The organism is Enterococcus sp. DIV0187 (assembly GCF_051713785.1).
Lineage (GTDB): Bacteria > Bacillota > Bacilli > Lactobacillales > Enterococcaceae > Enterococcus_A > Enterococcus_A avium.
This window is the reverse complement of the sequence record NZ_JBIOQO010000001.1, coordinates 953,717-979,697: the sequence shown is the minus strand read 5'-3', so window position 1 is coordinate 979,697 and position 25,981 is coordinate 953,717. Positions and strand designations below refer to the sequence as shown.

Here is a 25,981-nt window from a genome sequence, read left to right as displayed (position 1 = left end):
AAGCTTAATGCAGGTAAAGGATTCTCCTTTGCTTGCATTTTTCTTTATGGTATGATTATCGTTGATTTAGAATGAGAAGGTGTAAGAGAATATGAATGAAAAACAAAAATTTGTACCGATCCTGTTAGGAAGCGACATCAATGTATATGGAATGTCTCGTTCTTTCCATGAAGCATATGGAATCGTTTCTGAAGCTTATGCTGGTTTACAGTTGGCGCCGACAAAATACAGTAAAATCGTGAATGTCCATGTTGTACCAGGATTCGATAAAGATCCTGTGTTCATGGATAAAATGCGCGAATTAGGAAAGACAACCTATAATGATCCCGAAACAAAATATTTGCTGATTGCCTGCGGAGATGGGTATGCGGAATTGGTTTCACAACACAAGGAAGAGCTTTCTGAATGGTTTATTTGCCCTTATATTGATTTTGACTTGTTGCAACGTTTGATCAGTAAAGTCAGCTTTTATGAAATTTGTGAAAAGTATGATTTACCTTATCCAAAAACCTTCATTATTACAGAGGATATGCTTGAAGCAGGAAAATTAAAACAAGATTTGCCCTTTGACTTTCCAGTAGCCTTGAAACCCGCTAATAGTGTCGAGTGGTTATCAATTGATTTTGAAGGACGCAAAAAGGCCTTTATCTTAGATACACGTGACGAATTCGATACGATCATTGAACGAATTTATCAAGCCGGCTATACAAGTGAGATGATTGCCCAAGATTTTATCCCGGGTGATGACAGCAATATGCGCGTACTAAACGCTTATGTGGATCAAAATCATCAAGTTCGCATGATGTGTTTGGGACATCCATTGTTAGAAGATCCTTCTCCTGAAGCAATCGGAAATTACGTTGCGATCATGCCTGAATACAATGAAAAAATCTATCAAACCATCAAGAGCTTTTTAGAAAAAATCGATTATACTGGCTTTGCTAACTTTGATATGAAATATGATCCACGAGATGGTGAGTATAAATTATTCGAAATCAACTTACGTCAAGGGCGTAGCAGTTTCTTTGTGACATTAAACGGCTTCAACTTGGCCCAATATGTAACAGAGGATCGTGTTTTTGAGGAATCTTTTGACGAAACAATTTACGGCAAAGCTGAACCAGCTAATTCAAAATTATGGATGGGAGTTCCTAAGACTGTTTTTGAAAAATATGCTCGTAACAATGCGGATAAAGATAAAGCCCTAGAAATGATTAAAAAGGATCAATGGGGGACAACTGTCTTTTACAAGAAAGATATGTCCTTGATGCGATGGGTATTAATGAAATATATGTTTAGCCAATATAAAGGCCGTTTTGATTTATTCTTTAAAGAGAAAGAAGGATAAACATGGAAAATTTCTTTAGTATACTTGGCGGTATGGGGACGATGGCAACGGAGAGTTTCATTCGAATTCTTAATCAACGGACTCAGGCTCATAACGATCAAGAATATCTAAACTACGTCATGTTCAATCATGCGACAGTTCCCGATCGAACTGCTTACATTTTAGATAATAAGGCAGCGAATCCCCTACCTTTTCTGCTAGATGATATCGAGAAACAAAACTTATTAAAGCCAGATTTTATCGTCTTGACTTGTAACACGGCTCATTATTTTTTCGAGCAATTGCAAGGTGCAACGAAGATTCCCCTATTGCATATGCCGCGAGAAGCTGTTAATGAAGTAACGAAGAATCATCAAAAAGGGGATAAAATTGCTGTTCTGGCTACTGCTGGAACTATGTCCGCTAAAGTTTATCAAAGCGAACTGGAAATAAAGGGATATGAAGTTCTGGTCCCTGAAAAAGAGTTGCAAGACAAGGTCAATCATCTGATTTATCATGATGTGAAGGAAAATGACTTTATAAATAGTGAGCTGTATTTAGAAATTCTTTCAGACGTTTTTGAAAAGCATGGATGTCAAAACGCTATTTTAGGCTGTACAGAGCTGTCTTTAGTCCAGGAATTGACGAAAGATGTACCATATTCTGTGATTGATGCCCAATCAATTTTAGCAGATCGGACAATTGAACAAGCGCTAAAAAACAGATCTTCCAAGTAGGAAGGTTTGTTTTTTTGGTCGTGTTATTACGAAAATTTAAAGAATTATAAAAAAGTAGCAAAGACACGCCAGGAATGTTATAATTTTTTTAGAAGGCAAAGGAGTTTTTGCCTTTTTTTAGCGCACATATAAAAAGAGTATTCATATGAAGATTTAGTCACTTAGATAGTCTGATAGATTATTTTGAAATAATTTCCTTAAAAAAGAGAGGAGAGACACAAATGACTGAGAGTTTACATTTAGTTGTCATTACTGGTATGAGTGGTGCGGGGAAAACCGTGGCGATTCAAAGCTTTGAAGATATGGGGTATTTTTGCGTGGATAACATGCCTCCAGGTTTAATTCCGAAATTCTGGGAATTAATCCGTGAATCAGGAAAGGTAACAAAAATCGCCCTAGTGGTTGATTTGCGTTCACGGTCATTTTTCGAAGATATTCAAAATATGTTGGTAGAAATTGAAAATACAGGTTTTATTGATACGAGTATTCTATTTTTAGATTGCTCTGATGAGGAGTTAGTTTCTCGTTACAAAGAGACTCGCCGTGCACATCCCCTTGCAATGGAGGGCATGATCACCGAGGGAATCCGCAAGGAACGGGCAATTTTGGAAGATTTAAAAAATCGTGCAACATTAATGATTGACACGACTGATTTAACTCCGCGTCAATTGCGCGAAAAAATTAATCAATCATTTAAACAGCAGGATGATTTAGGCTTCCATGTGGAGGTTGTTTCATTTGGCTTCAAGTATGGTTTGCCGATTGATGCGGATATCGTGATGGATGTTCGCTTCTTACCAAATCCACACTATATCCCAGAATTACGACCACAAACGGGATTAGATAAGCCTGTTTACGATTATGTTATGTCATTTCCTGAAACAGAAAGCTTTTATACGAATTTTGTACGAATGATCATGGATATTCTGCCAGGCTACATCAAAGAAGGGAAAAGCTCTTTAACAATTGCGATCGGCTGCACAGGTGGTCAACATCGTTCGGTTGCATTGACTGAACGGGTAGGCAAGGCGATTAAAGATGCAGATTATAAAGTCAATATTACGCATCGTGATAAGGATAAGCGGAAAGAGACGGTGAATCGTTCATGAAAATGAAAACATATCGTATCCGCAAACCTAAGATTGTCGTAATAGGCGGCGGAACTGGTCTGCCGGTCATTTTGAAAAGCTTGCGCAACCAAAGTGCGGATATCACTGCTGTCGTCACGGTTGCCGACGATGGTGGAAGCAGCGGTGAATTACGTGATTCAATTGACATGGCACCACCCGGGGACTTGCGAAATGTATTAGCAGCGTTATCTGATATGCCAAAACTCTATGAAGATTTATTTCAGTATCGTTTTCATGAAAGCGATAAGTTTTTAGCAAATCATACGATTGGCAATCTATTGATTGCTGCATTGTCTGAAATGCGCAATAGTACTTATGAAGCGATTCAATTACTTTCTATGATGATGCATGTTGATGGACATATTTATCCATCGTCAGAGATGCCGCTAGTGTTGCACGCTGATTTTGATGATGGAACCAGTGCAGTAGGAGAGTCCAAAATTGCTATTGATCGCAAGAATATCGAAAAGGTTTACGTTACTGATAAAAGCGGAGAAAAGGCTGTCCACGCGGCTCGTAAAGTTGTTAATGCGATCAATGAAGCAGATATGGTCGTACTAGGTCCAGGGTCGTTATTTACGAGCATTTTACCTAATCTGATGATCGAAGAATTAGGTGAAGCCGTTCGCACGACAAACGCGGAAGTTGTCTATATTTGTAATATCATGACTCAAAAAGGTGAAACCGAGCATTTCAGTGATGCAGATCATATTCGTGTTTTACATAAGCATCTTAAAAGTAATTTTATTGATACGGTCTTAGTTAATACCGAGCACGTACCAGAGGGATACATGGATCCTGAAATCTATGATGAATATTTAGTGCAAGTGACTCACGATTTCAACGGCTTACGAGAACAAGGTTGTCGAGTTGTTTCCACTGATTTCTTGAAATTACGTGATGGCGGTGTTTTCCACGATGGTGATAAGGTGGTTGATGAATTGTTCCGAATTGTTTTTGGGGCAAAAATTTAATATTAACTAGAAATAAGGAGGGCTCGCCATGTCTTTTGCAGCAGAGGTAAAAAAGGAATTAACGGGTCTGGCGGTCCAAAAGAATCTCGCGCAAGCTGAATTAGCTGCTTTGATACGAATGAACGGTTCGCTTAGTTTGAACAATCATCAATTTGTTTTGAACGTTCAAACGGAAAATGCCGCAATTGCTCGTCGATTTTTTACGCTGTTGAAAGAGCATTACGGTGTTCGCAGCGAATTGCTGGTACGGCGTAAAATGAAATTGAAGAAAAATAATGTTTATATTGTACGGCTGAAACAGGAAACTCAGAAAATATTACTAGATTTGGATATCATGGACGGTGCGATGTTTCAATCGCATATTTCTAATGAGATCAAACAATCAGAGAAAAAAACTCGCGCATATTTAAGAGGGGCTTTTTTGGCTTCTGGTTCAGTTAATAATCCAGAAACTAGTCGCTATCATTTAGAGATTTCGTCGATCTATGAGGAGCATAATCAAGATATTTGTGATTTACTCAACCAGTTCGACTTAAATGCACGTACCCTGGAGCGCAGAAATGGGTACATCACGTATCTAAAAGGGGCCGAGAAAATTGCCGACTTTTTAACGTTGATTGGCGCGACGAATTCGATGTTAAAATTTGAAGATGTTCGAATCGTGCGTGACATGCGCAATTCGGTCAATCGTTTGGTTAATTGTGAGACAGCGAATATGAATAAAACAATTGATGCTGCTTCAAAGCAGATTGAAAACATTCATTTTATTGAAGCTACTGTCGGTTTGCAGTCTTTACCTGAGAAGTTGCAGGAAATCGCAGAATTAAGAATACAAAATCCAGAAATTAGTTTAAAAGAATTAGGAGAAATGATTCCATCAGGTGCAATCTCCAAATCGGGAATCAATCATCGAATTCGTAAGATCAATGACTTTGCAGATAATTTACGCAAAAAAACCGTTTGATTTTGAAGTGAAGCGACCTCCAAATGTTAGATTCTTGATCTAACATTCGGAGGTCAGTTCAATTCCAAACGGTTTTTTATCTATTCAGCAATATATGATTTTAATGTGGCTTCATCAATAGATTCGTCAAAAATATGTTCGCCTAAAACAATTGTTGGTACAAATTTGATATTGGCTTGTTCGGCTTCGTTGCGTATCTCGCTTTGCAATATTTGGTTTGCTTGCTGGTTGAAACGCAGTGTTTTTTCGGCGTACTCAGCGACAGCTTCGAGTTCGAAATCTTGCCAAATTGTTTGGGTTTCGAACGCCTGTTGAATTTGTGTTAATGCCTTTTCAGGGTCAGTATCAATGTATTCATGCATAACATTGCCGCGTTGTAAACTAATTTTATCCTTGTCTAGTAATTTGATGACGCGTTGAATTTTCCCTTCTGTGACAGCTTGATTTAACGTGTCATAAGATTCTTCGAACCACTGTTTACAGTAAGGGCAACGGAGGTTGATAAATTCAATCAAGCGTTTTGGTGCTGTATCAGATCCAATTTTAATCCCATTAAAATCATTGACTAGCTTTCCTTTAATAACTGAAATATCCATGCGAAAACACATCCTTTCATCTATTAGTGTACAGAATATTTATAAGAATACAAACTCTTTTCATATAAATTAAGTTAAAAAGCCAACAAGACATATTGAAATTAAGGCATGTTAGTTTATAATAAATCCGTTGTTATAAAAATTCTAAAATTGGTATCTCAAGAATTCAAGTATCTTGTAGAGATATTACAGAAATATAGGTTGTTTTTCTACATTAGAAATGACAACAATTAATTGAAAAAGGAGGAGACACATGCGTAATAAAAAAACGATGGATGGAAATACAGCTGCTGCTTATATTTCATACGCATTTACAGAATTAGCCGCAATTTACCCGATCACTCCTAGCTCAACAATGGCCGAACTTGTAGACCAGTGGGCTTCACAAGGAAAGAAAAATATATTTGGTCAACCCGTATCAATTACGGAAATGCAATCAGAGGCCGGTGCCGCTGGTGTCGTACATGGTGCGCTGAAAACCGGCGCATTAACTACGACTTATACTGCCTCTCAGGGATTGCTCTTGATGATTCCTAACATGTATAAGATCGCCGGTGAATTGTTACCAGGCGTTTTTCATGTTGCTAGTCGTGCCGTTACGACAAATGCATTGAATATTTTTGGTGATCACGGAGATGTAATGGCAGCTCGTCAAACAGGCTTCGCTATGCTGCAAGAAAGTAGTGTGCAAGAAGTAATGGATTTATCTGCTGTCGCACATTTGGCCGCGATTGAAGGTAGTTTGCCTTTCATGAATTTTTTCGATGGTTTCCGGACGAGCCATGAGATTCAAAAGGTCGAGGTACTTGATTATCAGGAGCTGGCGCCGTTAATTAACCAAGAAAAATTAAGAGCTTTCCGTAAACGTAGTATGAATCCCAATCATCCTACCATCAGCGGAACCAATCAAAATCCAGATGTACATTTTCAACAAAGGGAAACAGTCAATCGCTATTATGATGAACTGCCAGCAATTGTCCAAAAATATATGTTTGAAATTAATAAATTACGTGGAACAAACTACGACTTAGTAACCTATTATGGTGCTGAAGATGCTGAAGAGGTTATTGTAGCGATGGGTTCCGTAGCCCAAACTATTGAGCAGACGGTGGACTATTTAAATGCAAACGGACGTAAGGTTGGATTTCTAAACATTCATTTGTATCGTCCGTTTCCGACTGAAAATTTTTTGGACAAACTGCCGGATACTGTTAAATCAATTGCTGTATTGGATCGTTCAAAAGAGCCGGGGGCAGATGGGGAACCACTTTTATTAGACGTTCAAGGAGTAATGTATGAAGCGGATGTTCGTCCTAAAATCATTGGCGGTCGTTTTGGTTTAGGCTCTAAGGATGTGACTCCAGATCAAATTATTGCTGTTTACGATGAATTGACCAAGAATAAAAAAGAAGCAAAAAAACGTTTTACGATTGGAATCGTTGATGATGTAACAAATATGTCATTAGAAACAAAGGGTATTCTTGACCTGACAAATCCTAAAACATTTCAAGCAAAATTCTGGGGATTTGGGTCAGATGGAACCGTTGGTGCGAATAAGTCGGCTATCAAGATTATTGGAGACCATACAGATAAATACGCACAGGGATATTTCAGTTATGATTCAAAAAAATCAGGCGGATTAACTGTTTCTCATTTACGATTTGGTGATACGCCGATCCGTTCGACGTATCTTGTTGAGAGTGCAGATTTCATCGCTTGTCATACACCAGCTTATATTCACACTTATGATCTATTAAAAGGTCTAAAGCCAGGCGGAGTCTTCTTAATGAATACTATGTGGAATGATGCGCAGATTGATCGATTACTGCCAGCTAAGATGAAGCGTTATATTGCGGAAAATGATATTAAATTTTATACCATCAATGCCGCGAAATTAGCAATGGATGTTGGTTTAGGTTCACGAATCAATACAGTTATGCAAACGGCGTTTTTCCGTTTAACTGGGATCATTCCTTTTGATGAAGTATTAGATATTTTAAAAGCGGAAGCAGATAAGAGCTATCGACGGAAATCATTAGAGATCGTCGAAAAAAATATAGCTGCGATTAATCAAACAGTTGAACTTTTACATCAAGTTCAAGTACCTGAAACTTGGGCTAAAGTAGAGATTCCAAAAAAAATCCGGCAAACACCGGTTACTCAATATGTGGAACAAATCGTCGAACCGATAAATTCGCAACAAGGAAATAGCTTGACAGTGAATGATTTAGTTATAAATGGGATGACAGATGGAACTATACCAACAGGTACAGCGAAGTTTGAGAAACGTGGTGTAGCTTTAGAAGTTCCGCACTGGATTAGTGACCGCTGCACGATGTGTAATGAATGTTCATTTGTTTGTCCTCACGCTGCAATTCGACCATTCTTAGCCGATGAGGAAGAAATGGAGGCAGCACCTGAAGGATACATTGTAAGAGAGATGCGTGGTGCTGATGGACAGAAATACCGTATTCAGGTTTCCGTTGAAGATTGTACAGGTTGCGGCTTGTGTGTGGAGGCTTGTCCGGCGAAAGGTAAAGCTTTGGTCATGAAGCCTTACGAAGAGGAAAAAGAACAAGCAATCAACTGGGCATTCTCAATGACTTTAAAGCAAAAGGCAAATCCTGCAAAAACAAATTCTGTTTTAGGCTCTCAATTTAATCAACCATTGCTTGAATTCTCAGGCGCTTGTGCTGGCTGTGGAGAAACACCTTATGTCAAATTAATGACACAAATGTTTGGTGATCGTATGATGATCGCTAATGCAACTGGTTGTTCATCTATTTGGGGTGCGGCGGCTCCAGTCAGTCCATATACAACGAATGAAAAAGGACAAGGTCCCGCTTGGTCGAATTCGTTGTTTGAAGATAATGCGGAGTATGGATACGGTATGTTTTTAGCGAACCAAACACGTCGTAAAGAGCTAGCTGACAAAATCAATGATGTACTAGATTACGTTTCAGATGATTTACGAGAGTTGATGGAAGACTGGATGGATCATATGTTCGAATCAGAAGGGACGCAACAAAGAGCCACAAAACTAGCGGCGGCCTTAGAAGTGGCGGATTTATCTGATCCAAAGCTTGCTGATATTTATGATAATCGTGATTTGTTTGTGAAAACCAGTCAGTGGATGTTTGGTGGTGATGGCTGGGCTTATGATATCGGCTTTGGCGGGATAGATCATATTTTAGCCAGCGGTGCTGACGTAAATATTTTGGTAATGGATAATGAAGTTTATTCTAATACAGGCGGTCAAACGTCTAAAGCGACCCCAGCTTCTGCTATTGCGAAATTTTCTGCGGGTGGAAAATATCAGTCTAAAAAAGACTTAGGTATGATGGCGATGACCTATGGCAATGTCTATGTGGCTCAAATTGCCTCTGGAGCAAACCAAATGCAAACCATCAAAGCTTTAGAAGAAGCAGAAAAATTCCCTGGACCTTCGCTTGTAATTGCTTATACACCATGTATTAATCACGGGTTACGCGGTGGAATGAGCAAAACGCTGCAAGAAGCAAAAGATGCTGTTAATTCAGGCTATTGGTCACTGTATCGTTACAATCCTTTACAACGTGAAAAAGGTAAAAATCCGATGACATTGGACTATAAGAAACCAAATTTTGATGAAATGATCGGATTCATGAAACAACAAACACGTTTTTCTGCGTTGGAAAGAATTCAACCTGACGATGCACAGCGTCTATACCAAAAGACAGTAAATGATGCACAGACTCGTTTCTATAATTACGCCCGGTTAGCCGGACAAGAAGAAAAGATTCGTGCGAAATTAGCTGGAACTAATTTGGAAAATACTGATGAAGCAGTCCATGTTAAACTAAAACGTGAGCGTAAAGTTGATCCAGAAGCAGAAGCTAGACGCGCTGCACGCCGAGCAGCACGAGCTGAGAAACGTAAAAAATAGTTATTTTCGAGAGTCTTAGCTTGCTAAGGCTCTCTCTTAAATTTTATGCTAGAGCTGTACCATTGTGGTATAATTGTAGAGAATTTTGGATAGAAAGAGAGGTTATTCATGCCTAATCGTTTAATTGAATTATTCAAACCAGATTATTGGCTTAGCTTTTTTTCTGAGAATCTTTCAACCTGGGATATTATCGTCAACCTTTTAGATATATTTGTTGTTTGGTTTCTGATTTATCGTTTGTTTGAACTTGTTCGCGGAACAAAGGCTGTTCAATTGCTTAAAGGTGTCGCAATCTTTATCGGTATCCGGATTGTTGCCGAGTTAATTGGTCTGCATACGTTATCGTGGCTGATGAATCAGGTCATCACTTATGGCGTGATTGCGGCAATTATTATCTTTCAGCCGGAAGTTCGACGTGGTCTAGAGCATCTAGGACGCAGTGCTTTCTTTAAAACATCGAAGAAAGAAGAGCTGGATGATGAACGGATGATTTTGGCCTTCGATAAAGCCATTCAATACATGTCAAAACGAAAAATCGGGGCTCTAGTCACAATTCAACGTTCAACAGGCTTAGACGAGTATATTGAAACCGGAATTGATCTAGATGCGGATATTACCGGCGAGTTATTGATCAATATTTTTATTCCTAATACACCTCTGCACGATGGTGCTGTTATCGTCAAAGATGGAAAAATCGCAGTTGCCTCTGCTTATTTACCTCTTTCGGATAGTATGCTAATTCCAAAAGAATTCGGAACCAGACATCGAGCGGCAGTTGGTATTAGTGAAGTCAGCGATGCTCTGACTTTCATCGTCTCAGAAGAGACAGGTGGTGTAAGCATTACGTTAAGCAATGACTTCCTGCACGACTTGACACAAGAAGAATACTTGGCTGTAATGCGACGAGAATTACTACCGGATGAGAAAATTGTAGGGAGAAAGAGTCTCTTGCAAACCTTTTTGGAAGGTTTGACTAAAGGAGGCAAAAAATGAGAATTAAGTTCAAAAAAGACAACGTACCTTATATGTTGATCTCCCTGCTATTTAGTTTAATCTTATTTTTTAATGTAAATAGTTCAAATTTCAGCAGATTAATTTCATCTGATACGAACTATGAAGAATCTATACAGAATGTGCCGATTAATGTTGTTTACGATTCTGATGATTATTTTGTTCATGGGTTTTCATCAAATGTAACAGTCAAATTGAGCGGTGCTAATAGGATTCAATTGAATAGAGAAATCGATCCAGATACTCGCAATTTTAGTGTAGTTGCTGATTTATCTAAGCTTGGATCTGGAACGCATGAAGTTAGATTGAAAACGAAAAATTTATCTAGTTCACTTTTTGCAACGATTGAACCAGAAACAATTTCAGTTACGATTGAAAAAAAGGTCAAAAAGAAATTTGATGTGTCTCCAATTTTAAGCAGTACGACCAGTAACAATGGATTGAAAGTCGGAGAACTCTCAACTCAACCAGAGAAGGTTGAAATCACAACTGGAGAAACCACAATGAAAGAAATCGATCGTGTTGTCGCTTCAGTAGATAGTAGTAAACTTTCTTCGGATCAGGAAAGTATCCAAGCGCCTGTACAGGCTTTAAATGCCAGCGGCGAAGTATTGCCGATCCAATCAGATCCGCAAAATGTAACTGTCAATTTTGAAATTCAAACACCAAGTAAAGAAGTTTCGCTTTATCCGATTCAAGAAGGAGATTTGCCTTCGTCGGTTGAAAGTGTCAAAATCGATCTGAATCGAACAAAGGCAACAATTACTGGCGTGCAGTCAGTAATTGATCAAATAGACAGTATTGGTATTCCGGTTGACGTAAGTCAAATTCAAGGGACGGTAAAAAAATTTATCGATGTCCCAATCTCTGGAAATTATCAGGTTATTCCGAAAACAGTAAGTGCACAAGTAACACCAGTATTTAAAAAATCACAAGACTCAGAAACAAGTAGTACAAATCATTCTAGTTCGTCGACAACAGGAGCCGCAGGGAACTCAAGTGACAGTTCAAGATCTTCGGAAATGAGCACTGATACTCATGCGACTAGCAGTCAAGAAGAGTCGACAAATCAATCAGCTAACTAGATGAAGAAGGGAAATATAATTTAATGGGTAAATATTTTGGAACAGATGGAGTACGCGGAATCGCGAATAAGGAGCTAACACCTGAGCTAGCATTTAAATTGGGCCGTTGCGGTGGTTATGTTTTAAGTCAACATCATGAGAGTGAAGGACGTCCACGTGTTTTAGTAGGACGTGATACACGTATCTCAGGCGAACTATTAGAAACAGCTTTGATTTCAGGGTTATTATCTGTTGGTATCGAAGTTTTCCAGCTTGGTGTTATCTCAACCCCAGGGGTGGCCTACTTAACGAGATTACAAAAAGCCTCTGCAGGTGTTATGATTTCTGCGTCACACAATCCAGCAGAAGATAACGGAATTAAATTTTTCGGTGGAGACGGCTTTAAATTAGTTGATGAACAAGAGGCTGAGATCGAAGCGTTGATTGATGCTGAGGAGGATACATTGCCGCGTCCATCTGCTGAAGGATTAGGAACATTAGACGAATTCCATGAAGGGTTATTAAAATATTCTCAGTTCTTAGTGCAGACAATTTCAGGCGATTTATCAGGGTTAACAGTTTGTGTAGATGCAGCTAATGGTGCAACTTCAACAAGTGTTAATCGCTTATTTGCCGATTTAGAGACTGATTTTTACACAATGGGAACTTCTCCGAACGGACTAAATATCAATGCGGGTGTTGGTTCCACTCATCCAGAAGCTTTAGCGAAAATGGTCGTTGAAAAGGGCGCAGATGCTGGCTTGGCTTTTGATGGTGATGGCGATCGAGTGATTGCAGTAGATGAGCTTGGAAATATCGTGGATGGGGATCGCATTATGTTTATCTGTGCGAAATATTTAGCCGAACGAAAACGGCTAAAAAAAGATACGGTTGTCACAACCGTTATGAGTAATTTAGGTTTTCATAAGGCTATTGAGGATATTGGTTTGGATGATGTCATCACACAGGTCGGGGACCGTTATGTGGTTGAAGAAATGCGTAAGAATGATTATAATCTTGGCGGTGAGCAATCAGGTCATGTATTGTTCTTAGACTACAATACAACAGGTGATGGTATGCTGACGGGGGTTCAATTATTAAACATTATGAAACAAACCGGTAAAAAGCTCTCAGAACTTGCTAGCGAGGTAACAATCTACCCTCAAAAATTAGTAAACATTCGTGTCAGCGACAAGTACGGTGCCATGGACGTACCAGCCATCAAACAAGCAATTGAAGAAGCAGAAGCAGAAATGAATGGAGACGGACGCATCTTAGTTCGTCCTTCAGGAACAGAACCGTTATTACGAGTTATGGCTGAAGCACCTACAGATGAAAAGGTCGACTACTATGTCGATAAAATCGCAGCAGTTGTTCGTGAAGAAATTGGATTAGATTAGAGAACAAAAACGCCTGATCTCTTAAGTTCGGACGTTATACATGTAAAAGAGGGAGTGACTATTACTTTTGTCACTCCCTCTAGTTTGTTTATTCAACTGTCACAGACTTAGCTAAGTTACGAGGTTTATCAACATCGTATCCACGCAATAAAGTTGCATAATAGGCAATTAATTGTCCTGGAATTACAGAGACAAGCGGACGTAAAAATTGATGAACGGTCGGTAAAATAATTTGGTCACCATCTTTGCTTAATTCTTCAGATACAATTACTAAAGTGTGAGCTCCACGACTTTCCACTTCTCTTAGATTTCCGCGCGTGTGAGGAGCGGTTACAGCCTCAGTAATGATTCCAATAACCGGCGTACCCTCTTCGACTAAAGCTATCGTACCGTGCTTCAATTCACCAGCTGCGAAGCCTTCTGCTTGAATATAAGAAATTTCTTTTAGTTTTAGTGCGACTTCCATTGAAACATAATAATCTTCAGAACGTCCGATGTAGAAAGCGTTTCGAGTCGTTGCCAAATATTCAGCTGCAATTTCCTCGATCATCGTTTTTTCAGCAATCATCACATCCATTGCGTTCGCTGCGATTCCAAGTTCTTTTGTTAAATCAAATTCTTTTGCAGCAGTAATTTCTTTTGCTTCGCCAACAGCCTTTGCTAAAACGGTTAATGCTGCTATTTGAGCGGTATAGGCCTTAGTTGAAGCAACAGCAATTTCTGGTCCTGCATGTAGTAGCATTGTGTAGCTTGCTTCTCTAGATAAGGTTGATCCGGCAACATTGGTCACAGTTAAGGAAGGGTATCCAAGTTCATTAGTTTTTACTAACACTTGACGACTGTCCGCAGTTTCACCACTTTGTGTCAAGTAAATAAAGAACGGTTTCTCTGAAAGTAAAGGCATATTGTAACCAAATTCACTTGATAAATGGATTTCAACTGGAATATTGGCCAAGCCTTCGATAATCTGCTTGCTTGCCCAACCAGCATTATTACTTGTACCACAAGCAACAATATAAATACGATCACTGTTTAATAAACTTTGCAACAACTCATTTTCGATAACGACGGTTCCTGTTTCATCTGTGTACTCACTGATGATCCGACGCATCGTTGCAGGCTGTTCATCGATTTCTTTCAACATATAGTAAGGATAGGTACCTTTTTCCATATCAGAAAGATCAATTTTTGCTTCATAGGGAGCACGTTGGATTTCATTTCCAGACTCGTCTTCAATTTCAATACGATTTTTTGTAACGATGACCATTTCCCCATCATTGATTTCAACAAATTGATTCGTTTGTTCTAACATTGCCATCGCATCGCTGCAGACTACATTGAAACCATCTCCTAAACCAATCAAAAGTGGGCTCTTGTTTTTGCCAACATAAATTGTTTCACGATCTTTTTTGTCGATTAAACCGAAAGCATATGATCCATGAATCTCTTTTAGTGCATTACGAAATGCTTCTTTTGTTGAAAGACCTTGTTCCGAAAAGTATTCGACCAAATGAACAGCAATTTCAGTGTCCGTTTCCCCATAAAAAATGTCATCTGCTAAATATTTTTCTTTTAGCTCATCATAATTTTCGATTACACCGTTATGAACCAACACAAAGCGTTTACTTTGTGAAGTATGTGGATGAGCATTTTCTTCACTTGGTTCGCCATGGGTAGCCCAACGTGTATGACCAATTCCGATTGTGCCGTGTACGTCTTTACCAATTTTGTCTGCCAGTTCTTTAATTCGACCTTGAGACTTTACTAAAAAATCATCATTTTGATCTGCTACAAAGATGCCTGCTGAGTCGTACCCGCGATATTCTAATTTCTCTAAACCATTCACTAAAATACTTGTTGCTTGATCATTTCCTACAATTCCTACGATTCCACACATAATGTCTTCCTACTTTCCTGTCATTATATGTTCCCGAGCTGTCCGATCATTTTTTTGTTCTTTTATAAAGTTTTTGTAATGATCTGTAGAGCACAGCAACCCTGAAGCCACCCGCCGAATCATTCGATTAGCTTCTTCCTCGTCACCTCTAGAAGAGGCCTGGCGCTATCTTATTGGTACATTTAAGATTTTTTTGTTTTACTCTCGGAAACAATGAATAATATAATACAAACTTTCAGTATAGTCAAACATTTTTTTATTTTTTAGTAATTGGTATATATGAAATTAGTGAAAAAAAGAGAGGGATAACAAAGAATCTTCTACGTTTCATCTGTAAGAAGAATAAGGTAGAATAGAGAAGTATCATTTATCGAATAGTTTTAGCGCAAATCTTTTTGTTACTTGTAGCGACTATTCGTTTGTAAAAAAGATATTTCTGTGAAGACTCTTTTCGCAGAAAATATATAAGGAGGAAAATAGAATGAACCAACCAGAAAATCTAACAGTCGGCGAGTTACGTAAATATTTAGCGCAACTTGTTGATAATCCAGAGATTAACGATGAAACGAAGATTTTCTTAGATACCGGCTGGGATAGTATTCAAGAAATCAATCCAGATGCGTTAAGCATTGAGGAAGCCCAAGCCTTCAAAATTGAAGATCCTTTAACGCATGAATTTTTTGGCGGATATTCTTTAGTGGAAAAAGCTGAAAAAATGAAAGCAGAAGGTCCAACAGAAAAAGTAATGATTATCCGTAATTTATATTAATGTGGTAGCTTTATTCTGAGTAAAATTAAGAATGTCAGTTCGACTTTTTTGCAACATATTTCAACATAAGATAGTTAATCAAATAGCTAATTTATCTAGACGTTTAGTTAAAGATATTGACATTCGAATCAAACTAATTTTTCTTGGAAAATTATCACTTTAAAAATGAACAAGGAGGAAGATAGATGAATAAAAGACGTTGGGTGGCGGTTGGTATTGCAGTAGTATTACTGATTTTCTCAGGAATCTCGACAACAATCAGCCGAAAAAATGAAAGTAAAAAAGAGCTTAGTCAAGTTAATGAACTACTGTATGGAACCGGTGAACCCCAAGAAAAAGTGGAAGAAGCTGGATCTAGCAGCAAAAAGATTGTCAAACTTGTTGTGGAAGGGACGATCATTGATGATGGCACTAGTGGATTGTTTTCAACTGGAGGATACAATCATGAATCCTTTATGAAGCAATTAGCTACAATTAAAAAGGATTCTTCAGTGAAAGGGATTTTGTTAGAGATCAACTCACCAGGAGGTTCAGTTTACGAGACAGCCGAAATTACTCGCGCATTGAAGGAATTGCAAAATGAGAAGAAAATTCCGATTTATGCTTCAATGGAAAGTCAAGCTGCCAGTGGCGGCTACTATATTGCAGCAAATTCGGATCGAATATTTGCAACTGAAGATACTATGACTGGTTCTATTGGAGTGATTATGTCCAGTATGAATTATTCTGGTCTGATGGAGAAGCTTGGGATTGCTGATGCTACGATTAAGAGTGGTGCTTTAAAAGATATCGGGTCTGGATCAAGACCACAGACAAAAGAAGACAAAGAGGTATTGCAAGCTTTTGTGGATAGTATGTATGGCCGATTCGTCAAAGTTGTAGCAGATGGTCGTAAAATGAATGAAGCAGATGTTCGGAAATTAGCGGATGGAAGAATTTACGATGGAGCTCAAGCTCTTGAAAATGGCTTGGTAGATGATATCGGTTATCCAGATCAAGCGTTGAAAGCCTTGCGGAAAGATAATGGGTTGAACGATGCGAAGGTTGTTTCTTATACAAGCGGATCAACAAATTTCTTGGATACTTGGCTTGGCAATAGTCTGGCGGAGTTGCAGGGGATTAAACCATCACAAGAAGAATTAGTTAGAAACATTGTCGAAAGCGTTGGTACTCCACAAGCTCCAAAGGCAATGTACCTCTATGGGGGTGAGTAAAAATGATTGAAGAAACTGACCAAAGACCTGCTGTCGGGCCGGTAACACGATTACTTGAACAGAAAAAAGAGCGTAAGCCGCAATTTCATCATTATCCAGATTATTTTTATGCGGGTTTTTGGATTCGATTTTTTGCATACCTTGTAGATTTAGCGTGTATTTCAGCCATTAATGGAATTTTATTAGGATTACCTGCAAATTTGTTTGGATTAACAAAGAATGATGAATTGTTCAGTATTTACGGGTTATTAACACTTGCTATTTATTTAGCTTATTTTGTGTTGCTGACAAAATTAAACAATGGGCAAACGATTGGAAAGATGATTTTTGGGATTCGAGTCGTCTGCTTTACAGAAGAAGAATTGAGCTGGCAAACTGTTTTAGTGCGTGAGTGTGCTTGTCGTTTTATTTTGCGAGGCTCGGTTTTTATGTTAGGTTATCTTGTAACAATTTTTACACCAAACAAGCAACATATCGGTGATTATTTCTCAGATACTAGTGTTGTTACATTAAATTTACTTGCAGCTAGAGAGGATTTTACACAGGGATGAATCCAATAGAATTTCCTAATAACGATCGTTACTATTTAACTCTTGCTGAAGAGGCCTTTTCAGCAGGGAACTATTTACAAGCGTTGGAAAACTACAAACTTGCCTATCAAGAGAATCCTTCGACTAAACTAAACCATCTAATTGCCAATCTTTCCCTAGAACAAGGGGACTTTGAAGAGGCTTTAGCGTTTTCCGAAGAGGAACCAGACAGTTACCTCAAAGCACCAGAGACAATAGATCTTTATTTGCAAATTCAATTGTACTCACACAGATTTTTTGCAGCTCGTGAATTTTTATGGCGGGCTCAAAAGATGAAACAGCTAACAGAAGAACAGAGAAATCTTTGGTTGATGCGCATTGAGGATCAAGAATTTTTTTATCAAAAACAGCAACAGGCTATCATGGAGCAGCTTGAATCAGAGATTGAACAGTTACCGTTATTGTCGCCAATGGAACAACTGGTTTCAGTTAGAGCGATCAAGCAATTACCTGAGGAACGTCTGCAAGTATGGGCTAAAAAATTTATGCTGGAACCCAAAGTAACGCCTATAGTACGCAGCTATTTATTTGAAAGTTTAGCGCGAATAGGAGTTTCTGATAAGGTTCACTATTTGACGTTCTTAGATGAGATAGCAGAGTTGTCACCAGCTATTACAGGAGTAGATGAAACTCTCCAAAATGAAATCTCAATCCGTTTGGATGAGCACTTAAGCGACGAAGATCCAATACTTCTATCAAATATATTGGAGCAAGTAAAATTGGAAATGGCTTTCTTGTATCCATTGCAAAGATCATTTATGGAACCTGAAGCTTGGGTGGCTAGCTACTTATCAGAGTATTGGTCAGGGTATCGAGATAGCTCAGAGTTGCTTGATGAGAGGATTGAAACGATTCGAAAAAAGATAAAACAACTGATGTTCGCTTATCATTAAAAAATGCCTAGAGTAAAAGCTTTATATTTACATTTCACAATCAGTAGTGTAGTATTTAATGGTATGCAAAATGCAAGTATATTAGTATTCGGAGGGAACAAATTTGACTGCAAATTTTAAGAAAACAGGCACCAATGTTGGTGTGTTAACTTTCTCAATTGAACAAACCGAGATTCAAAAAGGATTAACAAATGCATTCAACAAAGTGAAAAAAAATCTTAACGTACCTGGCTTCCGTAAGGGAAAAGTATCTCGCCAAGTATTTAATCGTATGTACGGTGAAGAAGCGCTATACGAAGATGCATTGAACGACGTTTTACCAGTAGCTTATGAAACTGCTGTAAAAGAAGCAGGTATTGATCCAGTTTCTCAACCAAAAATCGATGTGGATAGCATGGAAAAGGGCGAAGCTTGGGTAATCAAAGCTGAAGTTACAGTAAAACCTGAAGTGAAATTAGGCGATTACAAAGAACTTGAAGTTCCTAAGCAAGATGTTGAAGTTTCAGATGCTGACGTAGATGCACGTTTGAAATCAGAACAAGAATCTCAAGCTGAATTAGTTATCAAAGAAGATGAAGCTGCTGAAAATGGTGACACAACTGTTATCGATTTCGAAGGCTTTGTTGGCGAAGAAGCATTTGAAGGTGGAAAAGGTGAAAATTATTCACTTGAATTAGGCTCTGGCTCATTCATTCCTGGCTTTGAAGAACAATTAGTTGGACACAAAGCAGGCGAAAGTTTGGATGTAACCGTTACTTTCCCTGAAGATTATCAAGCAGAGGATCTTGCTGGGAAAGAAGCGATCTTCAAAGTAACGATTCACGAAGTAAAGGCAAAGGAATTACCTGAATTAGACGATGATTTTGCTAAAGATGTTGATGAAGAAGTGAATTCTTTAGATGAACTAAAAGCAAAATATCGTGATGAATTAACAAAACAAAAAGAAGAAGCTGCGAAAGAAGCGAAAGACGAAGCGGCTATTAAACAAGCCGTTGAAAATGCTGAAATCGTTGACCTTCCTCACGTGATGGTTCATGATGAAGTACATCGTTCAATGGACGAATTTTTAAACAACATGCAACGTCAAGGAATCTCTCCAGAAATGTATTACCAATTAACTGGTTCTACTGAAGAAGATCTTCATACACAATTTGAAGGCGAAGCAGAAGGACGAGTAAAAACAAACTTGGTAATGGAAGCTATCGTTGAAGCAGAAAAAATTGAAGCATCTGAAGAAGATATCGCTAAAGAAATCAAAGATTTAGCAGAAATGTATCAAATGCCAGAAGAACAAATCAAGCGTGTTTTAACAGAAGATATGCTAGAACATGACATCAAAATGAAAAAAGCAGTTGAATTAGTGACAGGAACAGCTGTAGAAAAATAGTTTTTTAATTTTCATTGTTGCTTAGCAAAAGGGATAAAAATAGCAGTAAATTGGTATGTAACACAATTTTGTGTTGCATACTTTTTTTTCAATAACTTAGTTTTTCACTTTCTGATCGATAAATATAATGAATAACTTCAAAAAAACACTTAAATTTGGTAATATTGAATTATTAATGAATTGATACTATATCTTGTTTTTTTATTTTTGAAGTTTTTTAAAAAGAGCGTTAAAGGGATTATGAACCTTGAGGAGGAGAATATGAAGAAAAAGATTCTTGGACTATGTTTTTTATCAGTATTATGTTTAAATCTATCAACAACAGTTTTCGCCGAGGAGAGTCAAGTAGTAAATAGTACTGAAATCAGTGAGACGACCTCAATTAATAGTACAGATGAAAGCATTAGTTCCGAAACAACTGAGACAAGTGATTCTGAACAAACTATAGAGAGCACTGAAGAAAAGGTAACAGTACCTGAGACACAGATTGAAACGGCTGAAGGGACGATGTCTTTGCCAAAGGGGCGTTCTGATCTGTATCCTACGATTCAACTATTTGCTGCATTACCCTCTGTATCAGCTTCAAATACGAATACACCAAGCAAAAGCTTTATAGATATTTCTTCGCATAATGGAAATATTTCTGTTGCAAACTTTCAAAAAATGAAAGGTTACGGTGTCACAGGCGTGGTTGTCAAATTAACGGAAGCAACCAGTTATACGAATCCTTATGCGCAATCACAGATTAATAACGCTATGGCTGCTGGAATGAAAGTTTCCGCCTATCATTATAGTTGGTTTACTACTGATGCACAGGCTAAGGCAGAAGCAAACTATTTTGCGGCTGCGGCTAAGAAATTTGGTTTGAGTAGCGGTACTGTCATGGTTAATGATATTGAAGAACCTCAAATTCTTGGTAAAGGGAATCATACCAATAATTCTAGAGCTTTTGAGAATCAATTGAAAAGCTTAGGCTATGGAAATGTTCGTCACTATATTGGCTTGAACTGGTTAACAACAGGACGAATCAATGCTTCTGTAATTGGGAATAAAAATATATGGGTCGCTGCGTATCCATATAATCTTTCTACAACAAATTTCTATACACAATATGGAGCATGGCAATGGTCTTCACAACTATCATTCCCAGGTATCAGCGGAAATTTTGATATTAATGCAGATTATACGAAAACATTCAGTAATCCTGAAACGACACCACCTGCAAATTCAATTCAGATGTACAGACTTTATAATCCGAACAACCATGAACACTTTTATACCGCGAGTTTGAATGAAAAAAATGAATTAGTGAAAAGAGGTTGGGGTAAATATGAAGGCATTGCCTGGCATGCTCCTAAAGAAGGCGATCCTGTTTATAGATTGTACAATTCCACATTACGAGATCATCATTATACGTTAGATTGGAACGAAGTAAAAGTACTAACAACGAAACATAAATGGAAATACGAAGGAGTTGCTTGGTATTCTGAAAAAGCTAAATCAACTAAGATTCATAGATTATTTCATCCTGGTCTAATAAGTGGATCTCATCATTATACTAAGGATCAAAATGAGGTGAACGTACTGAAAAAAAGAGGCTGGCGCTATGAGGGGATAGGATGGTATGCAAAATAAAGAAAAGTTTTTTAGTTACCAACATCGGCTCTAAGTCCCTATGAATTCGTAAACTCATTCACGGGTCTAAGTCAATTAGTGTTGTTTTCATTAAATCACTGAAAGGAAATGCTTCGGCGTTTTCTTTTTTTCTTTGCGTGATAAGTAAAGCGCATGAAATTGGCGATTAGCATGAAGCTCCTACGATCTTCACCCGTACCTGCGTCACTGAGAATGAAATACATGGCGCCCTGACAGTCTTAGTTCCTTTGAACTCATCAATCAATAGATGTTTGGGTAAGTAATTGGGCTTAAGTCTTAGTTCTTCAAAAAAAAAGAGTCTAACACCAGGTAGCTTAACCGACCAGTGAAGATAATGGACACTCGCCCATGAACTTTTTCTTTTGAGACGGCGTCTTTAGGAAAAGTAATGTTGGAATCGTGAATATTTAGGATTTGTTTGATGGTTTTGTCTAGGCAATCATCTTTATATTTGATATTCTTAATACTGGACATTTGGTTCGCCTCCTATGATTGGGTTCAGCGATTTAATTATAGGACAACCAAATGTCTTTTTGTATAAAAAATACTTGGTGTTCTCACTCAGAAAGAGTAACAACACCAAATATTATAGAACCTTTTATATAAGTATTTTAAGTATGCGGTAATTTTTATCGCATACTTTTTTCTTTAGAAATCCTTTTTAATTCCACTTGGATTCTTTGTCTTTTTAATGCTTTGTGTTATTATAGATAAAGACTGCAATCGTGGAAACACTTGTAGAGAAAGAAGCAAGAGGTGAAAGCCATGTATGAGAGCACAGGCGCAGGTGAAACAGTCCGCTGTTCATTTTGTGGAAAGACCCAAGAAGAAGTAAAAAAAGTTGTTGCGGGTCCGGGAGTTTACATTTGTAATGAGTGTATCGACCTTTGTAAAGAGATTATAGATGAAGAATTCCATGAAGAAGCTATTCGTGAATTTATTGATGTACCAAAACCAAAAGAATTATTAGATGTTCTAAACCAATATGTTATCGGTCAAGATCGGGCAAAAAAGGCCTTGTCGGTTGCGGTGTACAATCATTATAAACGAGTGAATACTGAAAACGATGGACTAGATGAAGTTGAATTACAAAAGAGTAATATCTGTTTGATTGGACCAACAGGTTCAGGTAAGACATTTTTGGCACAAACTTTGGCAAGAACCTTAAATGTTCCATTCGCCATTGCAGATGCAACAAGTTTAACTGAAGCAGGTTATGTTGGTGAAGACGTTGAAAATATATTGTTGAAGCTGTTACAGGCGGCCGATTACAATGTTGAGCGTGCTGAAAAAGGAATCATCTATATTGATGAAATTGATAAGATTACGCGTAAGAGCGAAAATGTTTCAATCACTCGTGATGTTTCCGGCGAAGGTGTTCAACAAGCGTTACTTAAAATTCTTGAAGGAACGGTTGCTAGTGTTCCGCCTCAAGGGGGACGTAAACACCCACATCAAGAGTTTATTCAAATTGATACGACCAATATTTTGTTTATTGTTGGTGGAGCCTTTGATGGAATCGAAACGATTGTTAAAAATCGTTTAGGTGAAAAAACTATTGGTTTTGGTAAAAATAATAAAAAAATTGATGAAGATGCAAGTATCATGCAGCAGATTATTCCAGAAGATCTATTGAAATTTGGTCTGATTCCAGAATTTATCGGACGCTTGCCAGTTACAACTGCGTTAGAAAAACTTACAACAGAGGATCTGGTTCGAATTTTAACGGAACCGAAAAATGCTTTAGTGAAGCAATATCAAAAATTGCTTTCCTATGATGATACAGATTTATCTTTCGATGCGGATGCGTTGAATGCAATTGCGGACAAAGCGATTGCACGTAATACAGGTGCTCGTGGTCTGCGTTCTATCATTGAGGATGTTATGATGGATGTGATGTTTGATATTCCTTCTGATGAATCAATCGAAAAAGTAATAGTTACGAAGGATTCTGTTGAGGGCTCGGGTAAACCGATTATTGAATACCATAACAATAAGAAAAAAGCTGGTTAGTAAAGCAGGAGCTGTGACAAAAGTCTTGTCATAGCTTCTTTTTCCGAATAAACGTTGTTCCAGAAGTAGCTTCTTCGGAAATAAACCGAAATTTCACAAAAATTTGAGAAACAATTTTCGGAAATTCCTTCTTATTTCTTGAAGCTGACCACTTCTGTCACAACCTCTTTTTGAAAGGCGTGAAGGAATGAAAGTGCACAATGCAGAGATCGTTATTAGTGCGGTCTCGCCAAAACAGTATCCTGAAACTGATTTACCTGAGATTGCGTTAGCAGGACGATCAAATGTTGGGAAATCTTCTTTTATCAATACGTTGATTGATCGAAAAAATTTAGCGAGGACTTCAGGGAAACCAGGGAAAACTCAAACTTTAAACTTTTATCTCATCGAAAATGCGCTACATTTTGTTGATGTACCTGGATATGGCTATGCGAAGGTATCGAAAACAGAAAGAGCGAAGTGGGGTGAGATGATTGAAACCTATATTACCAGCCGCAAACAGTTACGTGCGGTAGTTTCTTTAGTTGATATACGCCATGATCCAAGTAAGGAAGATATTCAAATGTATGAATTTTTGAAATACTACAATATTCCTGTGATTGTGGTTGCGACAAAAGCAGATAAGATTCCACGTGGTAAATGGAACAAACATACTAGTGCAATCAAGAAAAAATTAGATTTTGATCCTGATGATACATTCATCCTTTTCTCATCTGAGACAAAAAAAGGAAAAGAAGAAGCATGGGCAGCAATTGAAGCAGCAATAGAAAAGGACTAGGCCTAAGAAGCCTAATCCTTTTTTTTATCAGTTTGTTCATTTTTTGGTTTTAGAAATTTTTGGATATCTTCGTCTTTTTGAACTTTTTTGTCTGGATCTACCGCAAAAGATTCAAATAATTTATCTAAATCATCGGTTTTTTCAAATTTCAGGCCCATCTGAACACCTCCATTTTAGTTTTATCATATTCTACTATAGTATACAATTTTTTAAAACTTAGTAATCAATTTCATAGGGTTTTTTAAATCTTTACGATATAATTATAATAGAGTGATGAGAAAGGGGAAAGCAATGGAAAAAAATCAAAAGATTTATAGTGTCAGCCAGCTTTACGATTTGAAGCAAGCCGACATCCAATCAAAGATAAATGATTGGTTAGTCATGAGTCGCCTATTGCTGGAACCAGACAAAATGTTGATTAACGGAAAAGAGCAGTTATTTGATCAGAATCAATTGAAGCGGGTGATTTCGAGCTTTGGCATGAAGGAAGATTTCTGGTTGCAGTTGAAGAATTCTGAAGAGGAAACAACTCTACATCTTTTAAGTGATACGTTATTTGAAAAGTATATCATCAAGGAAAAGAATTTTTATTATTGGGAAAGGGTGTATCTGGATTACCTGAAGAACCGTTTGATTGACCATGGTTTTTTTGCCTACATTCGTTCCTATGATGAATATCTTTATCATAATACAAGTGATTTATCTGAACGTCGTTCTTTTGAAACAGCTAAAGAAACAAATGTGCTACCAAAGATGAAAGGCCTTAATGGAGATATAGTCGTCGATTGTAACGTATTTCCCGGCTACGATGTGTTTTATAAGGGAGTGTGTTTAACTGCTTGCTGGTGGCTATTTTTAGGAGCACCTTATAAAAAATTGTTCGCTAAGCAACTATTGCTAGAGATTCAACAAGTGGAACGAGTAGCTGAATTAGGATCTGGTGTTTTCTTCGAATTGTACAAAGACCCTTTTCAATGGCAAGAAAAGGCAAACTTGAAATTTCAACAATTATTCCGAGATCAACTTGGAATTTCACAATTATCCTATACCAATGGAGTTGGGTTATTAAAACAGCCCTATATTGAATTTGCTTTTGAAGATACTGTGATTCAAACTGTTCAATATCAAAATGAACAATTTCAACCAACTGAGAAGAGTGAGGCATCTTATTTTGTGACACGCACTTACAATTTTTTAACGAACCAATATCGCGTGAATCGAATGAAAGGTGGTCTAAATGCTCTAGCCTATTTTCCTTGGATTGATGATGAAAGTGAACGAATGATGAATTATCATATTTTATATCCTGAGCTAACCTTGGATAAGGGTCTAGCCGCTTTTGAATATTATATCCGTGATTCAATCGAATTTGAAATTCAGGATATGCGTTATAAAGACTATACTGCTGTTTTACAATTGTTTATTCCGAAAAAAGCTTTTTTGGATTTTCCTTTAGAAGAGTTGAAATCCGCACTAAAAGATATGACGATTCATCAAGTTAGTCGTAAAAATGATTCGTTGACATTCTCATTAGAAAAAGAAGCCAAACATCTGATTGTTTCCTTTATTGATCAAAAGAAAGTGTCCGCAAAAAATCAATTAGACATACTTGAAATATAGAGGAACTTGAATTTCCTAGTAAGTAATGGTTGGTAT

21 protein-coding genes and 1 pseudogene are annotated in these 25,981 nt (G+C 37.7%); 18 read left to right on the top strand and 4 right to left on the bottom strand.

Annotated elements, in window-relative coordinates:
• Positions 1–91: 91 nt before the first annotated feature.
• From IGI52_RS04770 to whiA, 5 genes are all read left to right on the top strand, one after another.
• Positions 92–1,348 carry a carboxylate--amine ligase gene (locus tag IGI52_RS04770; RefSeq protein ID WP_438780611.1) on the top strand — a complete coding sequence of 419 codons (1,257 nt, stop codon included), beginning with the start codon at positions 92–94 and terminating at the stop codon, positions 1,346–1,348.
• Positions 1,349–1,350: 2 nt separating this feature from the next.
• Positions 1,351–2,064, top strand: a complete 714-nt coding sequence (locus tag IGI52_RS04765; protein ID WP_271819657.1) for an amino acid racemase — start codon at positions 1,351–1,353, stop codon at positions 2,062–2,064.
• A gap of 221 nt (positions 2,065–2,285) precedes the next feature.
• Positions 2,286–3,173: an RNase adapter RapZ gene (gene rapZ, locus IGI52_RS04760; protein ID WP_016179188.1), complete on the top strand. Its 888-nt coding sequence runs from the start codon at positions 2,286–2,288 to the stop codon at positions 3,171–3,173.
• Entirely contained in the window at positions 3,170–4,168 is a 999-nt protein-coding gene (locus IGI52_RS04755) for a gluconeogenesis factor YvcK family protein (protein WP_016179187.1), read from the top strand. Before rapZ ends, IGI52_RS04755 begins: the two co-directional genes overlap by 4 nt.
• A gap of 28 nt (positions 4,169–4,196) precedes the next feature.
• Positions 4,197–5,132 (top strand): DNA-binding protein WhiA, encoded by a 936-nt coding sequence (gene whiA, locus IGI52_RS04750; RefSeq protein WP_438780610.1) that lies wholly within the window; start codon positions 4,197–4,199, stop codon positions 5,130–5,132.
• An 80-nt stretch (positions 5,133–5,212) separates the two neighbouring features.
• Here the strand turns inward: whiA and IGI52_RS04745 are convergent, their stop codons facing one another.
• Positions 5,213–5,728 carry a thioredoxin domain-containing protein gene (locus IGI52_RS04745; RefSeq protein WP_016179185.1) on the bottom strand — a complete coding sequence of 172 codons (516 nt, stop codon included), beginning with the start codon at positions 5,726–5,728 and terminating at the stop codon, positions 5,213–5,215.
• Positions 5,729–5,981: 253 nt separating this feature from the next.
• Here IGI52_RS04745 and nifJ point away from each other — a divergent pair, with 253 nt between their 5' ends.
• The 4 genes from nifJ to glmM all read left to right on the top strand — a co-directional run bounded on the left by nifJ (position 5,982) and on the right by glmM (position 13,128).
• Complete coding sequence (gene nifJ, locus IGI52_RS04740) at positions 5,982–9,653, top strand: pyruvate:ferredoxin (flavodoxin) oxidoreductase (protein ID WP_311855196.1); 3,672 nt, start codon at positions 5,982–5,984, stop codon at positions 9,651–9,653.
• Positions 9,654–9,761: 108 nt separating this feature from the next.
• On the top strand, positions 9,762–10,646 hold the full coding sequence (cdaA, locus tag IGI52_RS04735) for a diadenylate cyclase CdaA (RefSeq protein ID WP_016179183.1): 885 nt from the start codon (positions 9,762–9,764) through the stop codon (positions 10,644–10,646).
• Positions 10,643–11,749 (top strand): CdaR family protein, encoded by a 1,107-nt coding sequence (locus IGI52_RS04730; RefSeq protein ID WP_438780609.1) that lies wholly within the window; start codon positions 10,643–10,645, stop codon positions 11,747–11,749. The genes cdaA and IGI52_RS04730 overlap by 4 nt, the downstream gene beginning before the upstream one ends.
• A 23-nt stretch (positions 11,750–11,772) precedes the next feature.
• The gene (gene glmM / locus IGI52_RS04725; protein WP_016179181.1) at positions 11,773–13,128 is read left to right on the top strand and encodes a phosphoglucosamine mutase; all 1,356 of its coding nucleotides are present in this window, start codon (positions 11,773–11,775) and stop codon (positions 13,126–13,128) included.
• 88 nt (positions 13,129–13,216) lie between these two features.
• Here glmM and glmS read toward each other — a convergent pair whose 3' ends face one another.
• Positions 13,217–15,025 carry a glutamine--fructose-6-phosphate transaminase (isomerizing) gene (glmS, locus tag IGI52_RS04720; RefSeq protein ID WP_438780608.1) on the bottom strand — a complete coding sequence of 603 codons (1,809 nt, stop codon included), beginning with the start codon at positions 15,023–15,025 and terminating at the stop codon, positions 13,217–13,219.
• A gap of 481 nt (positions 15,026–15,506) precedes the next feature.
• Between glmS and IGI52_RS04715 the strand changes: the two genes are divergently transcribed.
• From IGI52_RS04715 to IGI52_RS04690, 6 genes are all read left to right on the top strand, one after another.
• Complete coding sequence (locus IGI52_RS04715) at positions 15,507–15,794, top strand: hypothetical protein (RefSeq protein ID WP_016179179.1); 288 nt, start codon at positions 15,507–15,509, stop codon at positions 15,792–15,794.
• A gap of 185 nt (positions 15,795–15,979) precedes the next feature.
• Positions 15,980–17,008, top strand: coding sequence for a signal peptide peptidase SppA (sppA, locus tag IGI52_RS04710; RefSeq protein WP_181236057.1), 1,029 nt, complete (start codon positions 15,980–15,982; stop codon positions 17,006–17,008).
• Positions 17,009–17,010: 2 nt separating this feature from the next.
• Positions 17,011–17,559, top strand: coding sequence for an RDD family protein (locus tag IGI52_RS04705; protein WP_016179177.1), 549 nt, complete (start codon positions 17,011–17,013; stop codon positions 17,557–17,559).
• On the top strand, positions 17,556–18,491 hold the full coding sequence (locus IGI52_RS04700; protein WP_438780607.1) for a tetratricopeptide repeat protein: 936 nt from the start codon (positions 17,556–17,558) through the stop codon (positions 18,489–18,491). The genes IGI52_RS04705 and IGI52_RS04700 overlap by 4 nt, the downstream gene beginning before the upstream one ends.
• A gap of 103 nt (positions 18,492–18,594) precedes the next feature.
• Entirely contained in the window at positions 18,595–19,878 is a 1,284-nt protein-coding gene (gene tig / locus IGI52_RS04695; protein ID WP_438780606.1) for a trigger factor, read from the top strand.
• A gap of 261 nt (positions 19,879–20,139) precedes the next feature.
• Positions 20,140–21,513, top strand: a complete 1,374-nt coding sequence (locus IGI52_RS04690; protein ID WP_438780605.1) for a GH25 family lysozyme — start codon at positions 20,140–20,142, stop codon at positions 21,511–21,513.
• Between the two features lie 128 nt (positions 21,514–21,641).
• On the opposite strand, the pseudogene IGI52_RS04685 reads toward IGI52_RS04690, so the two are convergent.
• Positions 21,642–22,008 (bottom strand): annotated as a pseudogene (locus tag IGI52_RS04685) (ISL3 family transposase); the annotation flags it as partial.
• Between the two features lie 291 nt (positions 22,009–22,299).
• On the opposite strand from IGI52_RS04685, the gene clpX reads away from it, so the two are divergent.
• Together clpX and yihA are read left to right on the top strand one after the other, a co-directional pair.
• A complete protein-coding gene (clpX, locus tag IGI52_RS04680; protein WP_016179173.1) occupies positions 22,300–23,547 on the top strand; it encodes an ATP-dependent Clp protease ATP-binding subunit ClpX in 1,248 nt (415 codons plus the stop codon).
• A gap of 187 nt (positions 23,548–23,734) precedes the next feature.
• Entirely contained in the window at positions 23,735–24,325 is a 591-nt protein-coding gene (gene yihA / locus IGI52_RS04675) for a ribosome biogenesis GTP-binding protein YihA/YsxC (RefSeq protein ID WP_181236053.1), read from the top strand.
• Between the two features lie 11 nt (positions 24,326–24,336).
• On the opposite strand, the gene IGI52_RS04670 is transcribed toward yihA, so the two are convergent.
• Positions 24,337–24,483, bottom strand: a complete 147-nt coding sequence (locus tag IGI52_RS04670; RefSeq protein WP_016179171.1) for an SPJ_0845 family protein — start codon at positions 24,481–24,483, stop codon at positions 24,337–24,339.
• Positions 24,484–24,616: 133 nt separating this feature from the next.
• On the opposite strand from IGI52_RS04670, the gene IGI52_RS04665 reads away from it, so the two are divergent.
• The gene (locus IGI52_RS04665) at positions 24,617–25,945 is read left to right on the top strand and encodes a hypothetical protein (RefSeq protein WP_016179170.1); all 1,329 of its coding nucleotides are present in this window, start codon (positions 24,617–24,619) and stop codon (positions 25,943–25,945) included.
• The last annotated feature ends 36 nt before the right edge of the window (positions 25,946–25,981 follow it).